The sequence below is a fragment of the Pedobacter sp. AC379 genome, assembly GCF_979258145.1.
The window spans coordinates 3647396-3672764 of record NZ_OZ409839.1; the positions used below are offsets into that span (position 1 = coordinate 3647396).

A 25369-nucleotide genomic window follows, 5' to 3' on the forward strand; every position below is an offset into this window, starting at 1 on the left:
CACTTCAGTCGAGATGACGATTCTTTTATTGTAGAATAAGTCGTTGTAGCTTGTGGAATGGAAAAAAAGCTAGGAAATCAAACGCTTTAAGATTCCCGCCTACGCGGGAATGACGACCCTGCTAATGGATTATATCTATGGTAATTCAATTTTAATAGTTTACTTCAAAGATCTTTCCATTCCGTTGCACTTCAATTGAGATGACGATCCTTAAATTTTAGAATATATAGTTGTAGATTATTAAAGGGCAAAAAAGCTAAAACTTAACAATAACTACTAAAAAGGAGGATCATCATCGCTGTAATCGTCCATTTTTGAAGGACGGATAATTACGTTACTTTGTTTTTCAAAATCTTGAGATGGATACATTCCTGCTGATGGATCTGCAGCAAATGAATTCGGCGGTGCATTAAAATCATCTTCCAAATCGACGAATTTCACAAATTTACCAACGAATTTAAGTGGTACAATTCCGGTTTCACCATTACGGTGTTTTGCAATAATAACCTCACCAATACCGGCCTGCGATCTTCCTTGTTCATCTTCTGTAATACCATAGTATTCGGGGCGGTAAAGGAACAATACCATATCCGCATCCTGCTCAATGGATCCCGATTCACGTAAATCGGATAACATTGGTCGTTTCCCTTGTAAACCTGGCCTGCTCTCTACCGCACGACTTAACTGCGATAGGGCCAATACAGGAACATCAAGTTCTTTCGCAACGGATTTTAATGCCCTCGAAATACTACCAATTTCCTGCTCGCGGTTACCACCACCTTTTCCTTCGCCTTTCCCATGCATTAACTGCAAGTAATCGACAATTACAAGTTGTATATCGTATTGAGACTTTAATCTCCGGCATTTTGCCCTGAATTCGAATATATTTAGTGCAGGCGTATCATCAATTAATAGGGGAGCTTCGGTTAAACGGCCTATTTTACTGTGTAATTGTTGCCATTCCCACTCCTGTAAATTTCCTTTTCTAATTTTTTCCTGCTCAATTTCTGCTTCACCGGAAATTAAACGATTCACCAACTGTACAGATGACATCTCCAGTGAGAATACTACGGTTGGTTTAGCAAAATCTACGGTTGCATTTCTTGCACACGTTAGTACGAATGCTGTTTTTCCCATCGCCGGACGAGCTGCAATAATTACCAAATCCTGCTTTTGCCATCCACCGGTAATCCGATCCAACCCAGTAAAACCTGTTGGTACACCTGTTAAACCATCTGTTTTGGTACGAAGTTCTTCGAGGGTAGCTAAAGATTGCTTAATGATATCGTCCATCTTTTGTGTATCTCTACGCAAATTATTCTGGGCAATTTCGAAAAGACCTTTTTCTGCCTGATCCAATAAATCAAAAATATCAGTTGTGTCTTCGTAGGCATTTGTGATAATTTCGGTTGAGATCCGAATTAACTCACGCTGAATATATTTCTGAGAAATAATACGGGCGTGAAACTCAATATTGGCTGCAGAGGCAACACGGTTTGTTAAATTAGTAATGTAATAAGCACCACCAACAATTTCCAGCGAACCTAAGGTACGAAGCTCGGCTGTTACGGTCAAAATATCAACCGGTCTTGATTTCTGAAATAAAATATGGATCGCTTCAAAAATTTTTTGGTGGGCAATATTATAAAAAACTTCTGGTTTTAAAACGTCGATTACGGCCGAAAGGGCATCTTTTTCGAGCATTAATGCACCTAAAACAGCTTCCTCAAGGTCTAAAGCCTGAGGTGGGATTTTACCCTGTGAACTAATCGTATTGCTTAATCTGCTTTTTCTAGCAGTCATACTGTTCTTTCCGCCTTGTTCATTATCGCTACTCATGCTACAAAAGTAATTAAATTTTGACGTGGTTGTTTGAATTAGTTACTAGCTGTTTGTTAACAAATTGAAGCATAATCAGATTAAATATTATAGGATTTTAAAATATCAAAAAAATTTTAAACAATTAAATGTTAATAAGGATCAATATAGATTAGGGCTAAAACATTTATTTGAATACTTTTGCCTAACAATTTCAAAACATGGATAATTTTAGAAGACCGCAACGCGCAAAAGAGAATAATGAGTTTGTATTTGGCATTAGAGCCGTAATAGAAGCCGTTAAAGCAGGCAGAGATATTGAAACAATTTATCAGCAACGCGGTCTGGGTGGTGAATTATTTTTAGAACTAAAGGCACTTTTAAAAGATACCTTAATTCCTTTAAATTCAGTTCCGATTGAGAAGCTGAACCGCATGTCGCAAAAAAACCACCAAGGTGTAATTGCGGTAATTTCACCTATAACTTATCAAAATATTGAAGATATTGTTCCTGCTGTTTTTGAAAAAGGAGAGGTACCCCTAATTTTGGTTTTAGATAGCGTAACCGATGTACGTAATATGGGTGCCATTGCGCGCACCGCGGCCTGTGTTGGCGTTCATGCCATTGTTGTACCCTTAAAAAATGCTGCACAAATTAATGCTGATGCCATAAAAACCTCGGCTGGTGCTTTATTCAGTATTCCAATCTGCAGACATGCTAATCTGCATAAAACCTGTTTGTTTTTACAAGAGAGTGGTTTACAGATTGTTGCCTGCACCGAAAAAACAAGCGACTTTATTTATGCTCCGGATTATACCATGCCAACCGCAATTGTGATGGGATCGGAAGATGAAGGGATATCAAACGATCTTTTAAGGGTTGCAGATCACTTGGCCAAAATACCAATGGCAGGTAAAATTGAGTCGTTAAATGTTTCGGTTGCTGCCGGTGTAATTTTATACGAAGCAGTTAGACAAAGAACTGTTTAATGTAAATAATACAGGTTTTTGTGATAAAAACACGAAGATTCGTCTTCCTGAAATTTCATCCGACCAGAAAACTCGGCTTCCAGAAAAATTTCATCCCCTAAAAAACTCGTCTTCCTGAACTTGTTTCAGGATCTTTTAAAAAAAATAAATAATTTGAGATCTTAAAAAAATAGTCTAAAACAAAAATGGATGATTAAACAAGGTTTAATCATCCATTTTTGTTCCTAAATTATTTGCATTATATAAACTTATTTCCAAATCTGGATTTAACTTCTGCAACAAATTCTTTAACTTTTTGCTCTTCATCGCGTGGACAAATCATCAGCATATTGTTATTTTCAACTACAATATAATCATGAAGCCCCTGGAGAATAACAAGTTTATCTTTTGGTACGTTTACCATGCAATTTGATGAATCGAACATGATTACCTGCTCTGATGGAATAACCGCATTACCAACATAATCTTTCTCGGCCATTTCATAAATAGAAGCCCAGGTACCTAAATCAGACCAGCCAAAATCGGAAGGTAAAACATAAACATTTTCGGCTTTTTCCATAATTCCAAAATCGATGGAAATATTTGTGCATTGGAAATAAGCATTATTGATGAATTCTTTTTCACCTGCATTATTTAATTCAGACCTACCAACATTAAATATTTCATACATATCAGGCAGGTGTTTTTCAAAAGCATTTAAAATTGATTTTGCCGACCAAATAAATATACCGGCATTCCATAGGAAATCGCCACTTTGTAAAAATGATTTTGCCAGTTCGAGGTTTGGTTTTTCTGTAAAAGTTTTAACCTTATGCAGGTCGGTATCCGTATTAAGTACATAATCGGTATGTTGTATGTAACCATAGCCAGTATCAGGACGATTTGGTTTGATCCCCAGTGTGATTAAACAATCGTTTTTAGATGCTGCCTCTAAAGATTGTTGAATAGATTCTACGAAACCGTCAATATTGGCAATAGTATGGTCAGATGGTGCAACCACAATAGTGGCATTTGGATTCAACTCCGCAATTTTTAAACTACCGTAAGCCACACAAGGTGCTGTGTTCCTCATTAAAGGTTCAGCCAGAATTTGATTATCTGTTAACTGGGGTAATTGCTCTTTAATTAGATCTGAATATATCTCGTTTGTAACGATAAATATGTTTTCAGGAGGGCAGATGTTTAAAAATCTTTCGTAGGTACTTTGAATCAGCGTTTTTCCAACACCAAAAAAGTCAATAAATTGTTTTGGGTATTCTGTTCTGCTTACTGGCCAAAAGCGGCTACCTACGCCGCCAGCCATAATTAATGCATAATAATTTTTGTTCATTTTTATTTTAAAAATTACACTATGCCTTCATTAAGGAGATCGTGTAAATGAATAATGCCAAAGTAAGTATTTTGTTCTAGAACTAACAACTGTGTAATGTTATTTTGTTTAATAATGTCTAATGCTTCAACTGCCAGGGCATCAAACTGTATGCTTTTTGGTGTTCTCCCCATTATATCTTCGGCTTTTAAATCAGAAATGGAATTATTGTTTTCCAACATTCTTCTAATATCGCCGTCTGTAATTATGCCCAATACTTTATTTTCGTTATCAACAACAACCACAGCACCCAAACGGTTTTTACTAATTTCTATCAATACATCTTTTACCGGAGCAGAGGGGCTAATGGAAGGCTTTTCGTTAGAAAGCGCTAAATCTCTTGCTTTTAAATAAAGTTTTTTACCCAATGATCCACCTGGATGAAATTTGGCAAAATCAGATTCGTTAAATTCCCTGCACTCAAGTAAGCAGATCGCCAATGCATCGCCCATGGCCAATTGTGCAGTAGTACTTGTAGTAGGGGCTAAATTATGCGGACAAGCCTCTTTTTCGAAAGATGTATTTAAAATTAGGTCAGCCTGTTCTGCTAAAAAAGAATTTAATTCGCCAACCATTCCGATTAAAAGATTGTTGGCCGTTTTTAATAGGGGAACCAACACTTTAATTTCGGGCGTGTTTCCACTTTTAGATAGGCAAATAACAATATCATCCGTCTGGATCATTCCTAAATCACCATGAATGGCATCTGCAGCATGCATAAAAATTGCCGGTGTACCTGTAGAATTAAAAGTGGCCACAATTTTTTGTGCAATTATGGCACTTTTTCCAATGCCCGTAACTATTACCCGTCCATTGCCATGTAAAATGCTCGATACGACTTTTTCAAAATCGTAATTAATATTCTTCGCAACATTTAATATTGCCGCTGCTTCAAGCTCTAATGTGCTTACAGCCGATTGGATAATTGATTTTTTACTTTTCAAAGAGAAAATAATTGTCTGTTAATACTTGAAATTCTTGTAAAATTATGTTATTTTGGATACAAAAATAGCATCGCATATTTTATTACACAAAATGGACGTGAAAAAGTCGTTATTTGATAACCTACAAAATTTCTTCGGGTTTGATAATTTCAAGGGTGATCAGGAGTCGATCATTACAAATATTTTAGAAGGCAATAACACTTTTGTTATTATGCCAACAGGCGGAGGGAAGTCTATTTGCTATCAGTTGCCCGCTTTAATGAGCGAGGGAACGGCAATTGTAATTTCTCCGTTAATTGCATTGATGAAAAACCAGGTAGACCAATTAAGGGCTTTTGGTGGAAATGACAGTATTGCTCATTTTCTAAATTCATCTCTAAATAAATCTGAAATTACCCAAGTAAAATCTGATCTGTTAAGCGGACAGACTAAGTTATTGTATGTTGCGCCCGAATCTTTGGCGAAGCAAGACAATATTGAATTTTTAAATCTGATTAAAATCTCTTTCGTTGCAGTTGATGAAGCACATTGTATCTCGGAATGGGGACATGATTTTAGACCGGAATACCGTAAGATTAAACAAGTTATTGCTGGTTTAGGCAACAATATTCCAATTATTGCTTTAACCGCAACTGCTACACCAAAAGTGCAGCAGGATATCATGAAAAATCTTGGAATGACGGAAGCGACTTTGTTTAAATCTTCATTTAACAGACCAAACCTGTTTTATGAAATCCGCCCGAAAAGAGATATTACTAAAGAAATCATTAAATATATTAAGTCTAATCCGGGCAAATCGGGTATTATTTATTGCTTGAGCCGTAAAAAGGTAGAGGAAGTTGCAGAAGCACTAAATCTTAACGGAATTAGTGCATTGCCCTATCACGCCGGTTTAGATCCAAAAGTGAGGGCAGAAACCCAAGACAGGTTCTTAATGGAGGATGCGGAGGTTATAGTGGCTACTATAGCCTTTGGTATGGGCATTGATAAACCAGATGTCCGTTTCGTTATTCACCATGATGTACCGAAGAGCATGGAAGGTTATTACCAGGAAACAGGTAGGGCAGGCCGTGATGGAGGCGAAGGTGTTTGTATTGCTTTTTACGCCCAAAAGGATGTAGATAAGCTGGCAAAGTTTATGAAAGATAAACCAGTTTCTGAACGCGAAATTGGCACGCAAATATTAAAAGAAGTAATCGATTACGCCGAATCCGGCGTTTGCCGACGTAAGCAAATCCTTCATTATTTCGGTGAGAATTTTAATGAGACGGGTTGTAATTGCATGTGCGATAATTGCAAAAAGCCTAAAAAACAATTCGATGCAGAAAGTCAGTTATCAACTGTTTTAAAATTTATCGAAAAATCGGGCGAAAAGTTTGATGATGCTCACTTGCTTAACGTTTTCTTGGGTTTAGAAACCGCTCAAACCATCGCCTACGAACATAGTAAAATTCCTGAATTTGGAATTGGAAAAGAAGAAGGCGAACTGATGTGGAAATCAATTATCCGCCAGGCTGTTTTAAATAATTACCTGTATAAAGATATTGATAATTACGGCTTATTAAAGTTAACAAAGCAAGGCAGAGATTTTATCGTTAATCCTTACAGCCTTAAATTCATCTTAAATGAACCGATAGAAAGCGGCACTGATGATGATGATGACGATGTAAAACAAGGTACAGGTGCATTAGATACGCATCTGCTCTCGTTACTTAAAGATCTGCGTAAAAAAATCGCCAAACAGAAAAGTGTACCCCCATTTGTGGTATTTCAAGATCCATCTTTAGAGGAAATGTGTACGCATTACCCGATTACTATGGAAGAACTTCGTCAGATTTCTGGTGTAGGTTCTGGAAAAGCGATGAAATTCGGCAATCCCTTTCTTGAATTAATCAAAAAATATGTTGAAGATAATGATATCGAACGTCCTATCGACCTGATTATTAAAACCCAGGCGAATAAATCGCAGATGAAAGTTTCCATTATCCAAAATATAGACAGACAAATTGGTTTGGAAGATATTGCAGATTCAAAAGGCATTACTTACGAGGAAATTCTGAAAGAAGTAGAGTCTATTGTAAACTCTGGCACAAAGCTTAATCTTAACTATTTTATCGATGAAGTAATTGATGACGATCGTCAGGATGAAGTTTTTGACTATTTCAGGGCTGCAGAAAGTGATTCTATTGATGAAGCACTTAATGAACTGGGTGAAACCGACTATACCCGTGAAGAAATTCAACTGATGCGGATTAAATTCATGTCAGAACTAGGAAATTAAAAATTAGATGAGAGACATGAGAAAAACTCAAATCTCTCCTCTCAAATCTCAACTATGTTAAACTACTTAGATAAATTAAAAAATACAGATTCAGGAAATTTCTTTTTAATGGCAGGTCCATGCGCGATTGAAGGCGAAGACATTGCGATGAAAATTGCTGAAAAAATTATTACCATAACTGATAAACTTCAAATTCCATATATTTTTAAAGGCTCGTACCGTAAAGCAAACAGGAGTAAAGGAAGTTCTTTTACTGGCATTGGCGATGAGAAGGCTTTACGTATCCTGGAGCGGATAGGCAGAGAATTTGGCGTACCAACGGTAACCGATATCCACGAAAGTGGCGAGGCTGCAATGGCTGCTGCTTACGTAGACGTGTTGCAGATTCCTGCGTTTTTATGTCGGCAAACAGATTTATTAATTGCTGCCGCAGAAACCGGAAAAGTGGTGAATGTTAAAAAAGGGCAATTTCTATCGGCAGGTTCGATGAAATTTGCTGTAGAAAAAGTAAAAGAAGCCGGAAACAATAAAGTTATTTTAACAGATCGCGGCAATACTTTTGGTTACCAGGATTTAATTGTTGATTACCGTGGTTTACCAGAAATGCAGAGTTTTGGCGTTCCGGTAGTAATGGATTGTACCCATTCTTTACAGCAACCCAATCAAAGCAGCGGCGTTACAGGTGGCAAACCTGAATTGATATCCACCATTGCAAAAGCTGCGATTGCAGTAGGAGCGGATGGCTTATTTATCGAAACACACCCTGACCCTGCAAATGCAAAATCAGATGGGGCTAACATGTTGCATTTAGATTTACTGGAAGAAACATTAACCAAGCTGATCAGAATCAGACAAGCAATACTATAATTTTGAATAACTCCAAAGTGTTTCTCACAGCCGAATGGCGCAAACTTGCTTTGGCACAGTACGCTGTACCGCAAGAAATACTTTCAAAATACCTACCTCCAAATACAGTTCTCGACGATTGGCAGGGCAAATATTATGTCAGCTTAGTAGGGTTTATGTTTCTTGATGTTAAACTGCGTGGTTTTAATATCCCTTTTCATACCAATTTTGAAGAGGTGAATCTGAGGTTTTATGTAAAGTTTAAAGAGGGAAATATCTGGAAGCGTGGAGTGGTATTTATAAAAGAAATTGTGCCTAAACCTGCAATTACTTTTGTTGCCAATACACTTTATAAAGAAAATTACCAAACATTGCCAATGAAACATCTCTGGGTTGAACAAGAGCATCAGTTGGAGGTAAATTATTATTGGAAAAATAAAAATTGGCATAACTTTTCAGTCACGGCAGATCCAGAAGCAAAGGAAATTTTAATAGACAGTGAGGAAGAATTTATTACCGAACATTATTGGGGTTACACAAAAATAGGTTTAAACCGCACCTCTGAATATGGCGTTGAGCACCCACGCTGGGAAGCTTACCCGGTGAGAGATTACACAATAAATGTTGATTTTGGCGTTAATTACGGAGCTGATTTTACTTTCCTCAACCATGCAAAACCAGATTCGGTAATGCTGGCAGAAGGTTCGGAAATAAGGGTGTTGAAAGGGAAGAAGTTTTAAGATTGTAAACCTTTTTTCCTACTTCTAAAAAATAAAAGGGCATTTAGGAGCAAAATTATATTCTATGGTAATCTCCACGCCAATTTTTAATGGCTTTTTTTATTTCGTCGGAAGATAAATTTTCTGAAACAGCTCTATCTGTCAAAGCTAAAAACTCTTCATCACTTGCAAAACGTAAAGCTAAAATCTGACTCAATTTGATACTGATGGGAAATGATTTTTGAGCAAGGATAAAATAACGAAGACTTTCTTCAGCACGTATTGCCCTATCTTGTGCTTTTAATGCGAATGTTCTCGCCATAATTGCTACGATGGTTATTAATAGAAATGCAAAGAAAATTAAACACAAAAATGGATTTTGAGTGGTTTTACACAAATAAAGTGTAAAAATTAAGGCTAAAAAAGCCAACGGTATTGTGAAGAAATGAAATAATGGATAAAACCTTTTATGATTTTTATAATCTTGAGACATTGTTATTTTAATTAATCTTTAATATGAGTTTTCTAGTAAGGTCTTGATGTCAATCTAATCAATCCGACTTGAAACCTTCAATTCTGATTTTAAATATGTTTGTTATATTTTAGTAATCACAAATGATGTTCTACGGTTGTTTTTTCTTCCAAGTTCAGTTTTATTGTCGGCAATTGGTTTACTGGCTCCAAAACCTTTAAACGTTAGCCTTTTTCCATCAATACTATTTTTAATCAGGTATTCGTAAACTGCATTTGCACGGTTAAATGATAACTTTTCATTCAGCTTATCGTCTCCAACGTTATCAGTATAGCCTTGAATTTCGATTTGAATGTTTTCATTTTGATGTAGAAATTCAATCAACAAATCCAATTCGCGTATTGAAGCTGGTAAAAGGTTAAATTTATTGGTATCGAAAAAGATGTTTCTTAAGGTTACATTACCACCCTGCTTAATTTTTTCGATGTAAACCTCTACCTGATAAGGTTTATTGATATCGCCTGCCTTAAGTTCAAAATTTTCAGAATAGAACATGTAACCTTCGGCATTAACATTAAACAAATAATTACTTCCAACGGGCATTACAGCGAGAAATTGACCTGTTTCGGGATCAGTATAATCGTCGAAAACTGTTTTATTGGTTTTTAAGTCAACTACCTGTACATTACTTTCAATCGTTTTTTTACTATCCTTATCCCTAACAATTCCTTTCACGTATGAAACTTTCATAGGCTTTGCCGCCTCAGGTATGCCAAAACTGTAAATATCCTGCATGCCAAATCCACCTTTTAAATTGGAAGAAAAAAGACCATAATTTCCATCAGCACTGACCACTAAACCGCTTTCATCTTCAAAAGAATTTATCGGATAACCCATATTGATAGGTTTTTGCCATTTGCCATCAATTTCCTGCCTGCTATAATAAATGTCTTTATTTCCGAAACCTGGCCAACCGTCAGACGAGAAATACAAGGTTCTGCCATCAGCATGCATAAATGGCGTATTTTCATCGAAAGCGGTATTAATATCCGGTCCTAAATTAATTGCCGGTCCCGATTTGGCATCATCTGTAATGGTGCTTTTCCAAATATCATAACCTCCGGATCCGCCGGGCCTGTTGCTGATAAAATATAAAGTTCTTCCATCTGGACTGATTGCAGGCTGCGACTCCCAAAATTCGGAATTAACGGGTTTACCAACATTGTAAGGTTCGCCCCAGTCTTTTCCTTCACGATGTGAAACATAAATATCACATCGCCCTAAACCATCTGGACGGTTACAACCTGTAAAAAACAAATATTTTCCGTCAGGTGAAATTGTTTGTGCGCCTTCATTGTAACGTGCTGTATTTATTTTAGTAGATAAAGGAGTAGCAGTTTCCCATTTATTATTTTTGAGCTGAGCCGTCCAAAAATCTTCATTTCCATTTATCTGACGGGTAAAAACCATTGTTTCTCCATCAGCAGTTAATGCAGGAAAATATTCTGCATCAGCCGTATTCACACCTTCACCTAAATTTACAGGACTGTATTTGACAGGTTTTGCAATTGCCGGAAGTGCAAAATCACAATCCAAAAGATATTTTTTTGATTTTTTCGCCTTTTCTGAAGACGCATCCAACGATAAAAATTCTACAAAATGTTGCTTTGCTTTTGTATAATCCTGAGTGGCAAATTCCATTTCAGCAAGGCCATAAATTACTGCGGGAGTTACAGATTTATTGATCAGAATTGCTTTTTCATAAGCAGCTTTAGCATCAGGATATTTCTTTTGTGCTTTTTGAACATTAGCAAGTGCAATGTAAGCGCCCTGAAACAATGGATCGGCCTCAACCGCACTTTTTAATGCCATTTCTGCCGCTGCATAATCGAGTTTTTCAATCAGCGGACCTTCTTTTTCGAAAAAAGATTGTGCTTTTTTATTGGATGAGCTTTGCCCAAAGCAATAAAAGCTCATTATGCTAAAGATGAGGAAGAGACGAAATTTCATTACATTAACATTTGGTTATAAAGCTAATGTATTATTTTTAAGGAATATTTAAAAATTTATGCGTTTGTAAAGAAATTTCCCATTTAGGATGAGCCATTACGTATTCAATAATTAAAGGCGTGATTTCTTTTGATTTAGACCACTCTGGCTGAAGATAGAGTTTACAGGTAGGGGAAACCATCGCTGCATATTCTTCTGCCCATTTAAAATCGCTTTTATTAAAAACGATCACCTTTAATTCGTGTGCAAAAGGCGTAATATCTGGTCTCGGTGCTTTAAATTTCTTTGGAGATAAGCAGATCCAGTCCCAATTGCCCGATAGCGGATAAGCTCCAGAAGTTTCTATAAAAGTTAAAATACCTCTTTCTTTTAATTTACTTGTCAAATAATCCAGGTTATAGATTAAAGGTTCACCGCCAGTAATTACAACTGCTTTGCCCGGAAATTTATCTGCATTTTCCACAATAACATCTGATGGGGTAAGCGGATGCATCTCAGCATCCCAGCTTTCTTTAACATCGCACCAGTGGCAACCTACATCGCAGCCCCCTAAACGGATAAAATACGCTGCTTTACCAGTATTAAATCCTTCGCCTTGTATGGTGTAAAACTCTTCCATTAAAGGAAGTAATGTGCCGTCTTCTGGTATGTCTTGTTTCATTTTTGAGGATGCAAATATCTTAAAAAAATATGGTGAAGCAGTTTCTCTTTTGAAATTTAATGTAAAGATGAAATAAGAGTGATATTTATTTGCTGTATTTTAGCAACATGAAGTGGTTTAAGGCACTAAATAATAATCAGATTCCCCATCTGGAGACTATCAAAACCATTGAAGTTGCCGGGAAGCAGATCTGTCTGATTAATAATGAAAACAAGATTATTGCAACACAATCGTATTGTCCTCATGCAGGCGGTCATTTTAGTGGTGCTTGGTGCAAAAATGGAAATTTGGTTTGCCCGATCCATCGGTACGAGTACAGTTTAAGCACAGGAAGGGGTGCAGAAGGGCAAGGAGATTATATTAATATCTACCCGACAGAATTGCGCGAAGATGGATTATATATAGGTTTTGAAGAAAGCTGGTGGAGTAAACTGTGGGGATAAATATAAAAAGCTATTTCACATTTAATTAGATGCTGAAGAACTAATTAAGCAAGAATCTTTTAAAAAAATCCTGACAATTTAAAACTTCTATTTCTGAAAAATAAAAATCCTTTATGTCTTCAGTTACAATACACATACTGCCAACTGTTTTAGCGGCATAATATCCTAAACCATCCTCAAAATCATGTATTGATTTATTTTTCAAGGTATTTGAAACCCCTTCAGAAGCGTTGGGAGCAATTTTAATATATCGGCAGAGTAAATCTATTTTCTGTTTTGCAAGTTGTGCATTGTGCTTCTTTTCTGCGAAATAAAATGCAATAGCTAAGCAAAGCGGAGAGGTATATACTTCAAATTTTGGGTGAGATGCTAAACTTAAAATTCTGGAGGAGTAGGTATAAAGTGGATATTCCTTATTTAATACTGAAACTAAAACATTAGCATCTAAAAAGATCTTCATATGTTATTTTTTAGATGCAAAAAATTCATCTTTCGAATCCCGACGAGTTTTTTTTGGTGATTTTTTATACTCAACTTCACCTTCAGCAACCATACTTACCCAATCTGCAATAGGATAATCCTCTAAAGATTTGTATTCTTTGGCGGTTACCTGCGTTAGTAAATGCTCTATTAAACGCGATAAACTAATGTTGTTATCGGAAGCATATTTTTTTGCCTTTGCTACAACATCCTGATCAAAGCTTAAAGTTAGTTTGGTATCCATATCATAATGTATTTATTCAAAAATAAATATTATACGTGATAATAAAAAATTTCATACGTAAAAAAAGCGGTTCAATTAATTGAACCGCTTTAATATTTTTATGGGCTATGGCTTTAACCTTAAGCCCTGAAGATTCTAATTTAAGAATAGATCTCTTTCCGTGCAGATGCCAGTGTATTTTTCAATAAACCAACAATGGTCATCAAACCAACTCCTCCAGGAACAGGCGTAATGTAAGAAGCCTTAGGTGCAACGTTTTCGAAATCTACATCACCATATAACTTAAATCCAGATTTCGTTTCGGTAGAAGTTTCACGGTTAATGCCTACATCAATTATAATTGCCCCGGTTTTAACCATATCAGCAGTAACAAAATTCTTTTTACCAATAGCTGCAATCACAATATCAGCTTGAAGAATTTGCTCTTTCAAATCCCTTGTACGCGAGTGGGTGAGTGTTACCGTGCAATTGCCGGGATTAGCATTACGAGCCATTAAAATACTCATTGGGCTACCAACAATATTACTTCTTCCCACTACAACACAATGTTTTCCAATTGTATCAATGCCATATTCTTGCAACATCAGTAAAATGCCATAGGGCGTTGCCGGAATAAAGCATGGAAGATTGCGCATCATCCTACCTAAATTTACAGGGTGGAAACCATCCACATCTTTTCGGTGATCGATCGTTTCGGTTACTTTCTCCGGATCAATATGTTTTGGCAAAGGCAATTGAACAATTAAGCCATCCACATCATCATCCTGATTAATTTCTTCAATTTTTGCCAGCAATTCTGCTTCAGTTACCGAATTATCATAGCGGTGCAATGAAGATTTAAAACCAACCTTTTCGCAGTTTTTCATTTTACTCGCTACGTAAGTTTCACTACCACCGTCATTACCCACTAAAATGGCAACTAGGTGTGGTTTGCGACCACTTTTATTCAAAAATTCTGCAGCTTCTTCTGCAATCTGAACTTTAACTTTTTCTGATACGTATTTACCGTCTAATAATACCCCTAAATCCCCTGAAGGGGACTTTGAATTTGCATCGCTCATATAACTTGCTTCGTTATAATTTTATAATTTAAGATTTAACTTAATAAAACTCACCAATAATTCCCCCTTCAGGGGGCTAGGGGGTTAATCTAATTTTAAAACCGCCATAAATGCACTTTGTGGAATTTCTACATTTCCAACCTGGCGCATACGTTTTTTACCTTTTTTCTGCTTTTCCAGTAATTTACGTTTACGTGAAATATCACCTCCATAACATTTGGCGGTTACATCTTTACGTAAGGCACTTAATGTTTCGCGCGCAATAACTTTCGCACCGATAGAGGCTTGTATTTTAATCTCGAACTGTTGACGAGGGATTAATTCTCTTAATTTTTCACAAATTTTCTTTCCGAAATCGTAAGCATTGCTTCTGTGGATTAATGAGGAAAGTGCATCAACCGGTTCATCATTTATTAACATATCTAAACGAACCAAATCGGATTTACGGTAACCAATCTGATGATAATCGAAAGATGCGTAGCCTTTTGAAATCGTTTTTAATTTATCATAAAAATCGAATACAATTTCGCCCATTGGCATTTCAAAAACCAATTCAACACGGTCAGATGTTAAATAGGATTGATTTACAATTGTTCCTCTTTTCTGAATACAAAGTGACATTACAGGGCCAACAAAATCGGCTTTGGTAATAATGTTGGCTTTGATAAATGGTTCTTCAACAGAATCTAATTTACTTGGATCAGGTAAATCAGATGGATTATTTACAAAAATTTCATCACCTTTAGTGGTATGCGCAATGTAAGATACGTTGGGAACGGTAGTAATTACCGTCATGTCGAATTCGCGCTCCAAACGTTCCTGAATAATCTCCATGTGCAACATGCCCAGGAATCCGCAACGGAAACCAAAACCTAGTGCTGCAGAGCTTTCAGGTTCGAAAACGATAGATGCATCATTGAGTTGCAATTTGTGCATTGCCTCGCGAAGTTCTTCAAATTCATCAGTATCAACAGGATAAATACCTGCAAAAACCATTGGTTTTACCTCTTCAAATCCTTGTATTGCATCCAGTGACGGTCTTGCTGTTGTTGTAATTGTATCACCAACTTTTACTTCTCTGGCTTCTTTAATCCCGGAAATAATGTAACCCACATCTCCGGTTTTAACCACATTACGTGGTGCCATATCCAGTTTCAAAATACCTACTTCATCAGCTAAATATTCTTTTCCTGTGTTGATGAATTTTACTTTATCCCCTTTTTTAATCTCGCCATTAACAACCTTATAGTAAGCAATAATCCCCCTGAAAGAGTTAAAAACTGAATCGAAAATCAAAGCTTGTAAGGGTGCTTCCGGATTGCCAATAGGTGCAGGAACGCGGTCTACAATGGCCTGGATAATATCAGGAATACCCAATCCGGTTTTACCAGATGCTGGAATAATATCTTCCCGTTTACATCCGATCAAATCAATAATCTGGTCTTTTACTTCTTCTGGCATTGCCCCCGGTAAATCCATTTTATTTAAAATCGGAATAATTTCAAGGTCGTGCTCTAAAGCTAAATATAAGTTGGAAATCGTTTGTGCCTGAATACCTTGCGAAGCATCAACAATAAGCAATGCCCCTTCGCAGGCAGCAATCGAACGCGAAACTTCGTAAGAAAAATCTACGTGTCCGGGTGTATCAATAAGGTTAAAATTGTATTCAATATCACCAACTTTATAGTTCATTTGTATGGCATGACTTTTAATCGTTATACCTCTCTCACGCTCTAAATCCATGTTATCGAGCAATTGTGCCTGCGCTTCGCGCTTAGAAATTGTCTCGGTGTATTCTAATAACCTATCAGCCAAAGTACTTTTACCATGGTCGATATGTGCAATAATGCAAAAATTACGTATATGCTTCATCTTTGCGCAAAGATATGTTTTTTAAGGTAATTTTTAATCTAGAAAATATTGCTACAAAACACTTTGATTTGAAAAGCAAATACAGTGACTTTTCTATTATCGAAGAGATGGTTTGTAAAATATATTTTGAGTGAGTACCATCCCTTGCGTGTGCATTAAGATTGCTTCGTGCCTCGCAATGGCGAAATTTTATGAAGTTTTTTATTATTTATTCCATAAAAAAATTAAACCATTGTTTTCTTCCATTTACCTTTTTTAAACAGGATAAAAGCTGCTATTGCAATACCTGCCTCGGCGGTTGGAATGGCAATAAAAACACCTGTTGGGCCCATATCTAAAAATTTAGCTAAAAAATAAGCCAATGGAATCTGGAAAAGCCAGAATGCAAAAATATTAATTTTAGTGGGCGTCCAGGTATCACCAGCACCATTAAATGCGCTACTAAATACCATTGCGGCTCCGTAAATTACAAAACCAATGCTTAAAATTTTTAACGCTCTACTTGCTATGGCAATTACATTTTCATCGGAAGTGAAAAACGCAGCAAAAAGATGTCCGCAGGTAAGAAAAATTACACTTACAACTGCCATAAATATCAAAATATACTCTAAGGTTTGGAAAACCGATTTTTCAGCACGGTCTACATGGCCTGCACCTAAATTCTGACCTACCAATGTTGCAGCTGCGTTACTTAATCCCCATGCGGGCAACATAAAAAACATCATTAGGCGCAATGCAGTTTGGTAACCTGCAGAACCTTCGTCACCGCCTGTAGTAGCAACCAGCTCCGCTAAAAATACCCAGCTACAACTCGCAATCACAAACTGGAAAATAGCTGGGGCCGCAATCTTTATAATGGCTTTAATTTGTGTAAAATCAGGTACAAAATGACTGATGCGTATTTTTAATGCATTTTTTCCACTGAACAGACTATAAACCTGGTAGATAACACCCAAACCTCGTCCGATTGTGGTGGCAATTGCAGCACCTGTTAAACCAAAAGCCGGGATAGGTCCGAAACCGTTAATAAAAATAGGGCAGAGGATGATATTTGCAATGTTGGCAATCCATAAACTCCGCATCGCAATTGCTGCGTTGCCTGCACCTCTAAAAATCCCGTTGATTAGGAATAAAAGTACAATAATAATACTTCCACCCATCATTATCCGAACGAAAGTAGTACCATGATTCGCCGTTTCAGTTGAAGCGCCCATTAGCAGTAAAATATCCTTTGCATAAATTAAGCCTAGAATACTAATTATAATGTTAACGAAAACCGCAATTACAATCGTCTGCATGCCAGCCTTTGACGCCGCTTCTGGATTTTTTTCACCAATTCTCCTGGCAACCACCGCGGTTGCAGCCATACTTAAACCAATGGCAAGAGAGTAAATAATAGTCAAAACCGATTCTGTTAAGCCAACGGTTTGTATTGCATAACTGCTATTTTCTAAATGGCCAACAAAATATAAATCGACCAGGGCAAAAACTGATTCCATAGCCATTTCCAACATCATCGGAATGGCCAATAAAATAATTGCACGTTTAATACTGATTGAAGTTAAGTCAACCTCATGACCTTTTAAAGATTGCAGGAGAATATCGAAAAAAGACGAAAGTTTGCCCTGTGTCTTTGTAGACTGTGACATATAATATATAATAAAGTATAATGTATAAAACCAATGTTACGCATTAAGCGCACATACCTAAAATTGAAATGGAAGGAAATCCTCGGTTGTTTAGAACCTAAAACGGATTGCAGATACTATCATGGCTCTGGTCTTTTTGATGTAACAAAGATAGCTAAAATTTTGAATTGTCAAGTTTTGATGACCAATTTTCAAAGGATTGATTAAATTTTGCGATTTCTTTTTGCCACAGAAACACAGAATTCTCAGAATTATAATCTGCTTAATGAGTATTAAATACTGTAGGCTTTAATCATTTCTTCTGAAACCTTTGTTCCACGGCCTGTATTCAAATCAATTAAAACATAATCAAAAATACCATCAGATGCCACTTTGCCTGTTTTTTGGTTAATAATTTCGAATTGAACAGCGCAACCTTTATCATTCATTGTTAAAATTCCGGTCCTGATCAGCATTAAATCGTTCATCAGAAGTGGTCGTTTAAAGTTAATATCGACATGACTTACTACCCAGCCTAAGCCTTGTTTAGTAAAATATTCCCAAGGCATGCCATAAAACTTTTCCATTTGTTCGTAACGTGCAGCCAGTACATAATCCAGGTATTTGCTATTATGTACATGGTTAAACATATCGATATCATCCGGACGGACACGTAATTCGCTTTCGAAAATGCTATATTGATTCTTTTCCAAGTCTAAATGTTTTGTGCAAAAGTAAGCTTTTGATGGCTTTATATAAAGATGTATTGATGTAAAGATATATCATCTATTTTTCGTATTTTCGATATGAAATGGGAAAGCTCACTTTATGTGATATTACACTTCCACGCGAAACAATAATTGAGGAGCGTGCAAACGTTTATTTAAGGCGTACGCCAGAGCAACGCTTTTTCGATGTTCTGCAACTTAACCACATCTCCGTTGTCATGAATGGTGGTAAGCCTGTAAAATCTCCACAAGGAAAAGGTATTATTACACGCAAGCCAACCAGATAATTTTCATATGTCGTTCGATAAGGAAAATCCAGAGATGCTCTTGTTATTGGAAACGTTTCAGCAATTTGATGTCGTTAATTTTATCGTTAATTAAACACTTGCTTATAATTAAAAATAACCTTATCTTTGCGCCACAATTAATTAATTTTTATTGCTTTAATATTATTCAAGAATGTATTTAAGTCCAGAGAAAAAAGCTGTAATCTTCAAAGAGCACGGCGAGGTAGAAACCAACACGGGTTCTGCAGAAGGTCAAGTAGCGTTATTTACATACCGTATTGCGCACTTAACAGAACACTTAAAGAAAAATCGTAAAGATTTCTCTACTCAGTTGTCACTTCAAAAATTGGTAGGTAAACGCCGCGGTATTTTGGCATACTTATACAAAAAAGATATTGAGCGCTATCGTGCTATCATCAAAGCTTTATCGCTTCGTGATATCATCAAACAAAAATAAGCGCAAGTTTATCATTAAAAGCCATTCTTCAGGGAATGGCTTTTTAATTCCCTGTTAATTTTTTTAACGGGTTTTATTATAGATAGGCTTTTTTAATACTATCTTCGTTTGCAAAAAACAAAACATATATAAACAACGGTGTGTAGAAAGAGGAAAACACACCATAATTCTAATTAAATGAATGTAATAAAAAAATCGTTCGATTTGGGCGATGGCAGAATTGTAGAAATTGAAACTGGTAAATTGGCTAAACAGGCTGATGGTTCGGTTGTAGTAAAAATGGGTGATACGATGTTGCTTGCAACTGTAGTTTCAACTGTTGGTGCTAAACCAGGTACTGATTTTTTACCATTATCGGTTGATTATCAGGAAAAATATGCGGCTACTGGCCGTATTCCAGGTGGCTTTTTACGCCGTGAAGCTAGATTATCTGATTACGAAGTATTAATTTCACGTTTGGTAGATAGAGCTTTACGTCCAATGTTTCCAAGTGATTATCACTCTGATACACAGGTGATGATTTCTTTAATCTCTGCTGATAAAGATATTATGCCAGATTGTTTGGCAGGTTTAGCAGCTTCAGCTGCATTATCAGTATCTGATATTCCTTTCAACGGTCCGATTTCTGAAGTACGTGTTGCAAAAATTGATGGCAAATTGGTAATCAATCCATTAGCTAGCCAATTAGAGCGTGCAACTTTAGAGTTCATGGTTGCCGGATCAGCAAATGATATAGGCATGGTTGAAGGTGAGTGTGATGAAATTCAGGAAGATGAAATGGTTGAGGCTTTAAAATTTGCACACGATGCAATTAAAGTTCAATGTGCTATTCAGGTTGAATTAACTGAAGCTACAGGCAAAACCGTTAAACGTGAATATAACCACGAAGACCACGATGCTGATTTGAAAGCTAAAGTTTATGCTGATACTTATGATAAAGTTTATGCTGTAGCTAAAGCTGGTGGCAATAAAGATGTTCGTAAAGAAGGTTTTACTGCAATCATTAATGAATTCTTCGAGGCAATGCCAGAAGATACTGCAGATTTAACCAAAGCAATGGCTAAACATTATTACCATGATGTTCAATACGATGCCATCAGAAACTTATTGTTAGATGAAGGTATCCGTTTAGATGGCCGTAAAACAACAGAAATCCGTCCGATCTGGAGTGAAGTTGGTTATTTACCTGCTGCTCACGGTTCGGCTGTATTTACACGTGGAGAAACACAATCATTAACATCAGTTACTTTAGGTAGCAAAGATGATGAGCAAATGATTGATGGTGCATTCTTCAATGGTTACAATAAATTCTTATTGCACTATAATTTCCCTGGTTTTTCAACTGGTGAGGTTAGACCAAACAGAGGTGCTGGCCGTCGCGAAATTGGCCACGGTGCTTTAGCGCAACGTTCACTTAAGAAAGTATTGCCTCAGGGCGAAGCAAATCCATATACAATCCGTATCGTTTCTGATATTTTGGAATCAAACGGTTCATCATCAATGGCAACAGTTTGTGCTGGTACATTGGCACTTATGGACGCAGGTATTAAAATCAAATCTCCAGTTTCTGGGATTGCAATGGGTTTAATTACTGATGAGAAAACTGGTAAATATGCAATTCTATCTGATATTTTAGGTGATGAAGATCACTTGGGTGATATGGACTTTAAAGTAACTGGTACTGAACACGGTATTGTTGCTTGTCAAATGGACTTAAAAATCAATGGTTTATCTTACGAAGTTTTAACAAAAGCTTTGTTACAAGCTAAAGAAGGTCGTTTACACATCTTAAACGAGATGAAGAAAACGATCAGTTCACCTAATGAGGATTACAAACCGCATGCTCCACGTATTGTTTCTTTAACTATTGATAAAGAATTTATTGGTGCAATTATCGGCCCTGGAGGTAAAATTATTCAGGAAATGCAACGTGAAACCGGTGCTTCAATCTCTATCGAAGAAGTTGAGGGCAAAGGTATTGTAGAAGTATTTGCTGATAATAAAGCAGCTATTGATGCAGCAGTTACCCGTATCCGTAACATCGTAGCTAAGCCAGAAATTGGCGAAGTTTACCAAGGTAAGGTAAAATCAATTATGCCATTTGGCGCATTTGTTGAAGTTATGCCAGGTAAAGATGGTTTATTACACATCTCTGAAATTTCATGGGAACGTTTAGAGACTATGGATGGTGTGCTAAAAGAAGGTGATAAAATCGAGGTTAAATTATTAGACATCGATAAACAAGGTAAAATGAAACTTTCGCGCAAAGTTTTATTGCCAAGACCAGAAAAACCAGCTGCTCCGCAAGCGTAACCCCTAAATCCCCTAAAGGGGACTTTTAGATATTTATACCCTTTCAGTTTTTAGCTGAAAGGGTTTTTTATTTATAAATGGAATTAATGTGCTTCATTTTGCCGAATTTATTTCAGCATCTTTGTTTCTAATTTAAAAATTTTCACAGTTCTTTTGTAACTTGCAACATACTGTTATGCTGATTTGATAGCTATCGGATTTATTTCAGCATCTTACCCAATCATAAGTCCCTGAAATGAATTCAGGGTGACGGTCGTTTTAAAATGTTACTTTAATACTAAGAGATCATTAAATGAAATACATCATTGCCCCATCCATACTTTCTGCCGATTTTGGCAATTTACAACGCGATATTGAAATGATTAATCATAGTGATGCCGATTGGTTTCATGTTGATGTGATGGATGGTGTTTTTGTTCCCAATATATCCTTCGGTTTCCCTATAATGGCTGCTGTAAAAAAACATGCTATTAAACCGCTGGATGTTCATTTAATGATTGTTGAGCCAGATAAATACGTAGATGAATTTGCCAAAGCAGGAGCGGATAGGATTACCGTGCATTACGAGGCCTGTACTCACCTGCACAGAACTATCCAGTTAATCAAAGCAACTGGATGCAAAGCGGGTGTAGCACTAAATCCGCATACTCCGGTAACTTTACTGCAGGATGTTATTGAAGATTTAGACATGGTACTGATTATGTCAGTTAATCCAGGTTTTGGTGGCCAGGCATTCATCCACAATACTTACAAAAAAATAAAGGATTTAAAAGCATTGATTCAAGGCGTAAACGAAAACTTAATTATCGAGGTTGATGGTGGTGTTGGTTTACAAAATATTGCTACATTAGTATCCGCAGGTGCTAACGCTTTTGTAGCTGGAAATGCAATTTTCGCAACAGATAATCCAATGGAAACCATTTCTAAAATGAAAAGCTTAACTACCACAAGCGTAAACGCATAAATTTTAAACACAGATATTAGCGCTAAAGTATGATTTAAGCCATTTATTTTGGTTCAAATTAATCTTTTACTATATTTTAAAGTAAAATAACTGTGTTTATCTGTGGCTTATTAACCAAATCTCTACGCGTAATCCATGCTCAAATTTCGGCTAATCCTGTTCCTATTAATTGCCGGTTGCAGTTTTGCTGTTGCTCAGCCATTAGTTAGGGTTTCGGGGATAGTTTATAGTGATGAAAAATTACCCTTAGCACAAGTTACGGTAATTGTTTTAGGGCAGGCACAATCAACTGTAACAGATGAATTCGGGGTTTATACTGTTTACTCCAAATCGAAAAATTTTAGCATTAAGTATTCCCTCTTGGGCTATCAGCCGCAGACGTTGAAATTCAGTGAACGTTCGGGGGCAAGAATTATCAAACAAGTAAATTTAACAGCCAATATCAACGAACTAGAACAAGTAAATATTACAAATAAACAAAATCAGTTAAGCAATACCACCACGATTAACATTGCTGATGTTGCTGCAATGCCCATGGTTTCTGGCAATTTTGAAACCATGCTCAAAACGCTTCCCGGGGTATCTACAAATAATGAATTAAGTGCTCAATATAGTGTTAGAGGCGGTAATTTCGACGAAAACTTAATTTACATCAATGATGTAGAAATCAATCGGCCGGTTTTGATCCGCAATGGGCAGCAGGAGGGATTAAGTTTCATCAATTCAGATCTGGTGAGTAAAGCTAAATTCTCTGCCGGAGGTTTTGAGGCAAAATATGGTGATAAACTTTCTTCTATTTTAGATATTAAATACGACAAACCGGATAGCAATCAAACTATTTTCAGCACAAGCCTCTTAAATACTTCATTAAGTACCAAAAAAATATTTAAAAATAGTTTTCTATTGGCTGGGTTACGCTATAAAAACAATTCCAGCGTATTAATCAAACAAGACGAGAAAGGCAGTTACAGTCCAAATTTTGCCGATGCACAACTACTTTACCAATATGATTTTTCTTCAAAATTCAATATCAGTTTCCTGGGCAGTTTTAATCTCGGTCAATTTAAGCTGGTGCCCACCAACAGGGAAACGCAGTTCGGAACTTTAAGTACTACACTAAGGTTAAATGTTGATTATACTGGCCAGGAGATTGATGATTACCAAACGCTAGGAAGTGCGGTTACAGCAACCTATTCGCCCAAACCAAACCTCGTAATTAAGTTTATTAACAGTTATTTCAATACTATTGAGAGAGAGCGGTTCGATATCAACGGCACTTATATTTTTGACGAAATAGATAATACTTTTCCGGGAGAAAATTTTGGCGTAATCAATAAAAACAGGGGCCTTGGCAGCTATTATAACTATGGAAGAAATAGCCTTGATACGAAGATTTTTGCTTCAGAAATTAAGGTAGATCAGAATTTCGACAACCATGTTTTTTCCTGGGGTTTAAAATTTGACAACTCCAAATACAATGATCAGTTGAATGAATATAACTATACGGATTCTGCCGGTTTTATTCTTCCAAACAATTCAAAAAATATCACATTGCAAAATGTAATTAATGTCCAAAATAATTTAGACATTAAAAACTTTAGTGCCTACATACAAGATAGTTATTCCCTTTCAAATTCTGCTGATTTACAGCTTGGTGCTCGTGCTACTTACAGTTCATTAAGTAAGCAGTTATTAATCAGTCCGAGGATGCTAATTGCCTACAGGCCGAACTCCAACAACAAAATATTGAGATTTTCAGCTGGCGTTTACAAACAGCCACCATCATACCGCACCATTCGAGATTTTTCTGGAATATTGAATACCGATCAGAAAGCGCAAAGTTCTTACAACACCTCTTTGGGTTACGAGTATGCTTTTGATGCTTTTGGTACGCGGTTAAAATTCACATCTGAGGCTTATTTTAAATATTCTGATCGTTTAATTCCTTATAAAATCGATAATTTAAGAATTAAGTATCTGGCTAACGAAGTTTCCAGAGGTTATGCTTATGGTGCGGATTTCAGTATAGGAGGGGAGTTTGTTAAGGATTTGGTATCTTATTTCAGAATGTCGGTAATGCATGCCAATGAGGATATTATCGGCGATAGCTATGTTCAGAATGGCACAACAATTTATCCGGGATATTTAAAAAGACCAACTGATCAGCGTTTAAATTTTTCAATATTTTTTCAGGATAGGTTATTGAATAGTCCAACCTATAAAGTACACCTCAATGCACTTTATGGTTCAAGATTACCCATTGGGCCATCGCAAACGCCAAGATATTTGGACAAATTTTTTATTCCTTCTTATAAACGTGTGGATATTGGTTTTTCTAAAGATTTTCTGGATGATGCTGCATTGCATAAACCTAAATTTTTAGATAAAAATTTCAGCTCGGTTATTCTGTTTATTGAAGTTTTTAACATGCTTAATATCGACAATACGGTTTCTTATCTATGGCTAAAAGATGTAGATAACGTACAATATGCAATTCCTAATTATTTAACAGGCAGGCAGTTTAACTTAAAACTGATCGTGAAGTTGAAGAACAAGCCGTAGTTTTTAGATTTTGAATTTTTAAGATCTTTTATTGCGAACCATCCAGGCAAAAAAATCTATGAGTTTGGATGTGTAAATCGATAAAGCCGGGGCTATAACCTTCCAAAAATCAAAAGAAATGCAAGTTTTCTAGTTAAACGTTTTAATTGCAAAAACTGCAATAAATCCTATGAATTCCGGGCTTTTTTTAACAAAATTTAATTTTTTATGATACGATTTTA

General features: G+C 36.4%; 22 protein-coding genes. 10 read left to right on the plus strand and 12 right to left on the minus strand.

Going from position 1 to position 25369, the window contains the following annotated elements; all coding sequences use genetic code 11:
* Positions 1 to 276 precede the first annotated feature (276 nt).
* The gene (gene dnaB / locus ACZZZW_RS15910; RefSeq protein ID WP_055913943.1) at positions 277 to 1839 is read right to left on the minus strand and encodes a replicative DNA helicase; all 1563 of its coding nucleotides are present in this window, start codon (positions 1837 to 1839) and stop codon (positions 277 to 279) included.
* Between the two features lie 200 nt (positions 1840 to 2039).
* On the opposite strand from dnaB, the gene rlmB reads away from it, so the two are divergent.
* Positions 2040 to 2807, plus strand: coding sequence for a 23S rRNA (guanosine(2251)-2'-O)-methyltransferase RlmB (rlmB, locus tag ACZZZW_RS15915; RefSeq protein ID WP_463494842.1), 768 nt, complete (start codon positions 2040 to 2042; stop codon positions 2805 to 2807).
* 238 nt (positions 2808 to 3045) lie between these two features.
* On the opposite strand, the gene ACZZZW_RS15920 is transcribed toward rlmB, so the two are convergent.
* Positions 3046 to 4137: a mannose-1-phosphate guanylyltransferase gene (locus tag ACZZZW_RS15920; RefSeq protein WP_055913938.1), complete on the minus strand. Its 1092-nt coding sequence runs from the start codon at positions 4135 to 4137 to the stop codon at positions 3046 to 3048.
* A 14-nt stretch (positions 4138 to 4151) separates the two neighbouring features.
* Positions 4152 to 5120 (minus strand): KpsF/GutQ family sugar-phosphate isomerase, encoded by a 969-nt coding sequence (locus ACZZZW_RS15925; protein ID WP_463494844.1) that lies wholly within the window; start codon positions 5118 to 5120, stop codon positions 4152 to 4154.
* A gap of 91 nt (positions 5121 to 5211) precedes the next feature.
* On the opposite strand from ACZZZW_RS15925, the gene recQ reads away from it, so the two are divergent.
* The 3 genes from recQ to ACZZZW_RS15940 are packed head-to-tail and all read left to right on the plus strand — an operon-like array spanning position 5212 to position 8987.
* On the plus strand, positions 5212 to 7401 hold the full coding sequence (recQ, locus tag ACZZZW_RS15930; protein ID WP_055913931.1) for a DNA helicase RecQ: 2190 nt from the start codon (positions 5212 to 5214) through the stop codon (positions 7399 to 7401).
* Positions 7402 to 7455: 54 nt separating this feature from the next.
* Positions 7456 to 8268 (plus strand): 3-deoxy-8-phosphooctulonate synthase, encoded by an 813-nt coding sequence (gene kdsA, locus ACZZZW_RS15935; protein ID WP_463494846.1) that lies wholly within the window; start codon positions 7456 to 7458, stop codon positions 8266 to 8268.
* 2 nt (positions 8269 to 8270) lie between these two features.
* The gene (locus ACZZZW_RS15940; RefSeq protein WP_463494847.1) at positions 8271 to 8987 is read left to right on the plus strand and encodes a YqjF family protein; all 717 of its coding nucleotides are present in this window, start codon (positions 8271 to 8273) and stop codon (positions 8985 to 8987) included.
* Between the two features lie 55 nt (positions 8988 to 9042).
* Here the strand turns inward: ACZZZW_RS15940 and ACZZZW_RS15945 are convergent, their stop codons facing one another.
* From ACZZZW_RS15945 to ACZZZW_RS15955, 3 genes are all read right to left on the minus strand, one after another.
* The gene (locus ACZZZW_RS15945) at positions 9043 to 9459 is read right to left on the minus strand and encodes a DUF6526 family protein (protein WP_463494849.1); all 417 of its coding nucleotides are present in this window, start codon (positions 9457 to 9459) and stop codon (positions 9043 to 9045) included.
* 102 nt (positions 9460 to 9561) lie between these two features.
* Positions 9562 to 11415 (minus strand): OmpA family protein, encoded by a 1854-nt coding sequence (locus ACZZZW_RS15950; protein WP_463494851.1) that lies wholly within the window; start codon positions 11413 to 11415, stop codon positions 9562 to 9564.
* Positions 11416 to 11485: 70 nt separating this feature from the next.
* A complete protein-coding gene (locus tag ACZZZW_RS15955) occupies positions 11486 to 12109 on the minus strand; it encodes a 7-carboxy-7-deazaguanine synthase QueE (protein ID WP_463494853.1) in 624 nt (207 codons plus the stop codon).
* Positions 12110 to 12216: 107 nt separating this feature from the next.
* Here ACZZZW_RS15955 and ACZZZW_RS15960 point away from each other — a divergent pair, with 107 nt between their 5' ends.
* Positions 12217 to 12552, plus strand: coding sequence for a Rieske (2Fe-2S) protein (locus ACZZZW_RS15960; protein ID WP_463494855.1), 336 nt, complete (start codon positions 12217 to 12219; stop codon positions 12550 to 12552).
* Between the two features lie 40 nt (positions 12553 to 12592).
* Here the strand turns inward: ACZZZW_RS15960 and ACZZZW_RS15965 are convergent, their stop codons facing one another.
* The 6 genes from ACZZZW_RS15965 to ACZZZW_RS15990 all read right to left on the minus strand — a co-directional run bounded on the left by ACZZZW_RS15965 (position 12593) and on the right by ACZZZW_RS15990 (position 18550).
* Positions 12593 to 13012, minus strand: a complete 420-nt coding sequence (locus tag ACZZZW_RS15965) for a type II toxin-antitoxin system VapC family toxin (RefSeq protein WP_463494857.1) — start codon at positions 13010 to 13012, stop codon at positions 12593 to 12595.
* A gap of 3 nt (positions 13013 to 13015) precedes the next feature.
* Positions 13016 to 13276: a DUF6364 family protein gene (locus ACZZZW_RS15970; RefSeq protein WP_463494859.1), complete on the minus strand. Its 261-nt coding sequence runs from the start codon at positions 13274 to 13276 to the stop codon at positions 13016 to 13018.
* 140 nt (positions 13277 to 13416) lie between these two features.
* The gene (locus ACZZZW_RS15975; protein WP_463494861.1) at positions 13417 to 14337 is read right to left on the minus strand and encodes a bifunctional 5,10-methylenetetrahydrofolate dehydrogenase/5,10-methenyltetrahydrofolate cyclohydrolase; all 921 of its coding nucleotides are present in this window, start codon (positions 14335 to 14337) and stop codon (positions 13417 to 13419) included.
* A gap of 84 nt (positions 14338 to 14421) precedes the next feature.
* Positions 14422 to 16209: a translation elongation factor 4 gene (lepA, locus tag ACZZZW_RS15980; RefSeq protein WP_463494863.1), complete on the minus strand. Its 1788-nt coding sequence runs from the start codon at positions 16207 to 16209 to the stop codon at positions 14422 to 14424.
* A gap of 224 nt (positions 16210 to 16433) precedes the next feature.
* The gene (locus ACZZZW_RS15985) at positions 16434 to 17858 is read right to left on the minus strand and encodes an MATE family efflux transporter (RefSeq protein ID WP_463494865.1); all 1425 of its coding nucleotides are present in this window, start codon (positions 17856 to 17858) and stop codon (positions 16434 to 16436) included.
* Between the two features lie 272 nt (positions 17859 to 18130).
* Complete coding sequence (locus ACZZZW_RS15990) at positions 18131 to 18550, minus strand: acyl-CoA thioesterase (RefSeq protein WP_463494867.1); 420 nt, start codon at positions 18548 to 18550, stop codon at positions 18131 to 18133.
* Positions 18551 to 18648: 98 nt separating this feature from the next.
* Here ACZZZW_RS15990 and ACZZZW_RS15995 point away from each other — a divergent pair, with 98 nt between their 5' ends.
* The 5 genes from ACZZZW_RS15995 (at position 18649) to ACZZZW_RS16015 (ending at position 25148) form a co-directional block, all read left to right on the plus strand.
* Entirely contained in the window at positions 18649 to 18852 is a 204-nt protein-coding gene (locus ACZZZW_RS15995; protein WP_463494869.1) for a hypothetical protein, read from the plus strand.
* Positions 18853 to 19024: 172 nt separating this feature from the next.
* The gene (rpsO, locus tag ACZZZW_RS16000) at positions 19025 to 19309 is read left to right on the plus strand and encodes a 30S ribosomal protein S15 (RefSeq protein ID WP_055913898.1); all 285 of its coding nucleotides are present in this window, start codon (positions 19025 to 19027) and stop codon (positions 19307 to 19309) included.
* A gap of 177 nt (positions 19310 to 19486) precedes the next feature.
* Complete coding sequence (pnp, locus tag ACZZZW_RS16005) at positions 19487 to 21622, plus strand: polyribonucleotide nucleotidyltransferase (RefSeq protein ID WP_463494871.1); 2136 nt, start codon at positions 19487 to 19489, stop codon at positions 21620 to 21622.
* 292 nt (positions 21623 to 21914) lie between these two features.
* Positions 21915 to 22586, plus strand: a complete 672-nt coding sequence (rpe, locus tag ACZZZW_RS16010) for a ribulose-phosphate 3-epimerase (protein ID WP_463494873.1) — start codon at positions 21915 to 21917, stop codon at positions 22584 to 22586.
* Between the two features lie 135 nt (positions 22587 to 22721).
* Entirely contained in the window at positions 22722 to 25148 is a 2427-nt protein-coding gene (locus ACZZZW_RS16015) for a TonB-dependent receptor (protein ID WP_463494874.1), read from the plus strand.
* The last annotated feature ends 221 nt before the right edge of the window (positions 25149 to 25369 follow it).

Coding starts and splice junctions, on each gene's coding strand:
- dnaB (WP_055913943.1), bottom strand. CDS start 1,839: ATGAGTAGCGATAATGAACAAGGCGGAAAGAACAGTATGACTGCTAGA.
- rlmB (WP_463494842.1), top strand. CDS start 2,040: ATGGATAATTTTAGAAGACCGCAACGCGCAAAAGAGAATAATGAGTTT.
- ACZZZW_RS15920 (WP_055913938.1), bottom strand. CDS start 4,137: ATGAACAAAAATTATTATGCATTAATTATGGCTGGCGGCGTAGGTAGC.
- recQ (WP_055913931.1), top strand. CDS start 5,212: ATGGACGTGAAAAAGTCGTTATTTGATAACCTACAAAATTTCTTCGGG.
- kdsA (WP_463494846.1), top strand. CDS start 7,456: ATGTTAAACTACTTAGATAAATTAAAAAATACAGATTCAGGAAATTTC.
- ACZZZW_RS15945 (WP_463494849.1), bottom strand. CDS start 9,459: ATGTCTCAAGATTATAAAAATCATAAAAGGTTTTATCCATTATTTCAT.
- ACZZZW_RS15950 (WP_463494851.1), bottom strand. CDS start 11,415: ATGAGCTTTTATTGCTTTGGGCAAAGCTCATCCAATAAAAAAGCACAA.
- ACZZZW_RS15955 (WP_463494853.1), bottom strand. CDS start 12,109: ATGAAACAAGACATACCAGAAGACGGCACATTACTTCCTTTAATGGAA.
- ACZZZW_RS15960 (WP_463494855.1), top strand. CDS start 12,217: ATGAAGTGGTTTAAGGCACTAAATAATAATCAGATTCCCCATCTGGAG.
- ACZZZW_RS15965 (WP_463494857.1), bottom strand. CDS start 13,012: ATGAAGATCTTTTTAGATGCTAATGTTTTAGTTTCAGTATTAAATAAG.
- ACZZZW_RS15970 (WP_463494859.1), bottom strand. CDS start 13,276: ATGGATACCAAACTAACTTTAAGCTTTGATCAGGATGTTGTAGCAAAG.
- ACZZZW_RS15975 (WP_463494861.1), bottom strand. CDS start 14,337: ATGAGCGATGCAAATTCAAAGTCCCCTTCAGGGGATTTAGGGGTATTA.
- lepA (WP_463494863.1), bottom strand. CDS start 16,209: ATGAAGCATATACGTAATTTTTGCATTATTGCACATATCGACCATGGT.
- ACZZZW_RS15985 (WP_463494865.1), bottom strand. CDS start 17,858: ATGTCACAGTCTACAAAGACACAGGGCAAACTTTCGTCTTTTTTCGAT.
- ACZZZW_RS15995 (WP_463494869.1), top strand. CDS start 18,649: ATGGGAAAGCTCACTTTATGTGATATTACACTTCCACGCGAAACAATA.
- rpsO (WP_055913898.1), top strand. CDS start 19,025: ATGTATTTAAGTCCAGAGAAAAAAGCTGTAATCTTCAAAGAGCACGGC.
- pnp (WP_463494871.1), top strand. CDS start 19,487: ATGAATGTAATAAAAAAATCGTTCGATTTGGGCGATGGCAGAATTGTA.
- rpe (WP_463494873.1), top strand. CDS start 21,915: ATGAAATACATCATTGCCCCATCCATACTTTCTGCCGATTTTGGCAAT.
- ACZZZW_RS16015 (WP_463494874.1), top strand. CDS start 22,722: ATGCTCAAATTTCGGCTAATCCTGTTCCTATTAATTGCCGGTTGCAGT.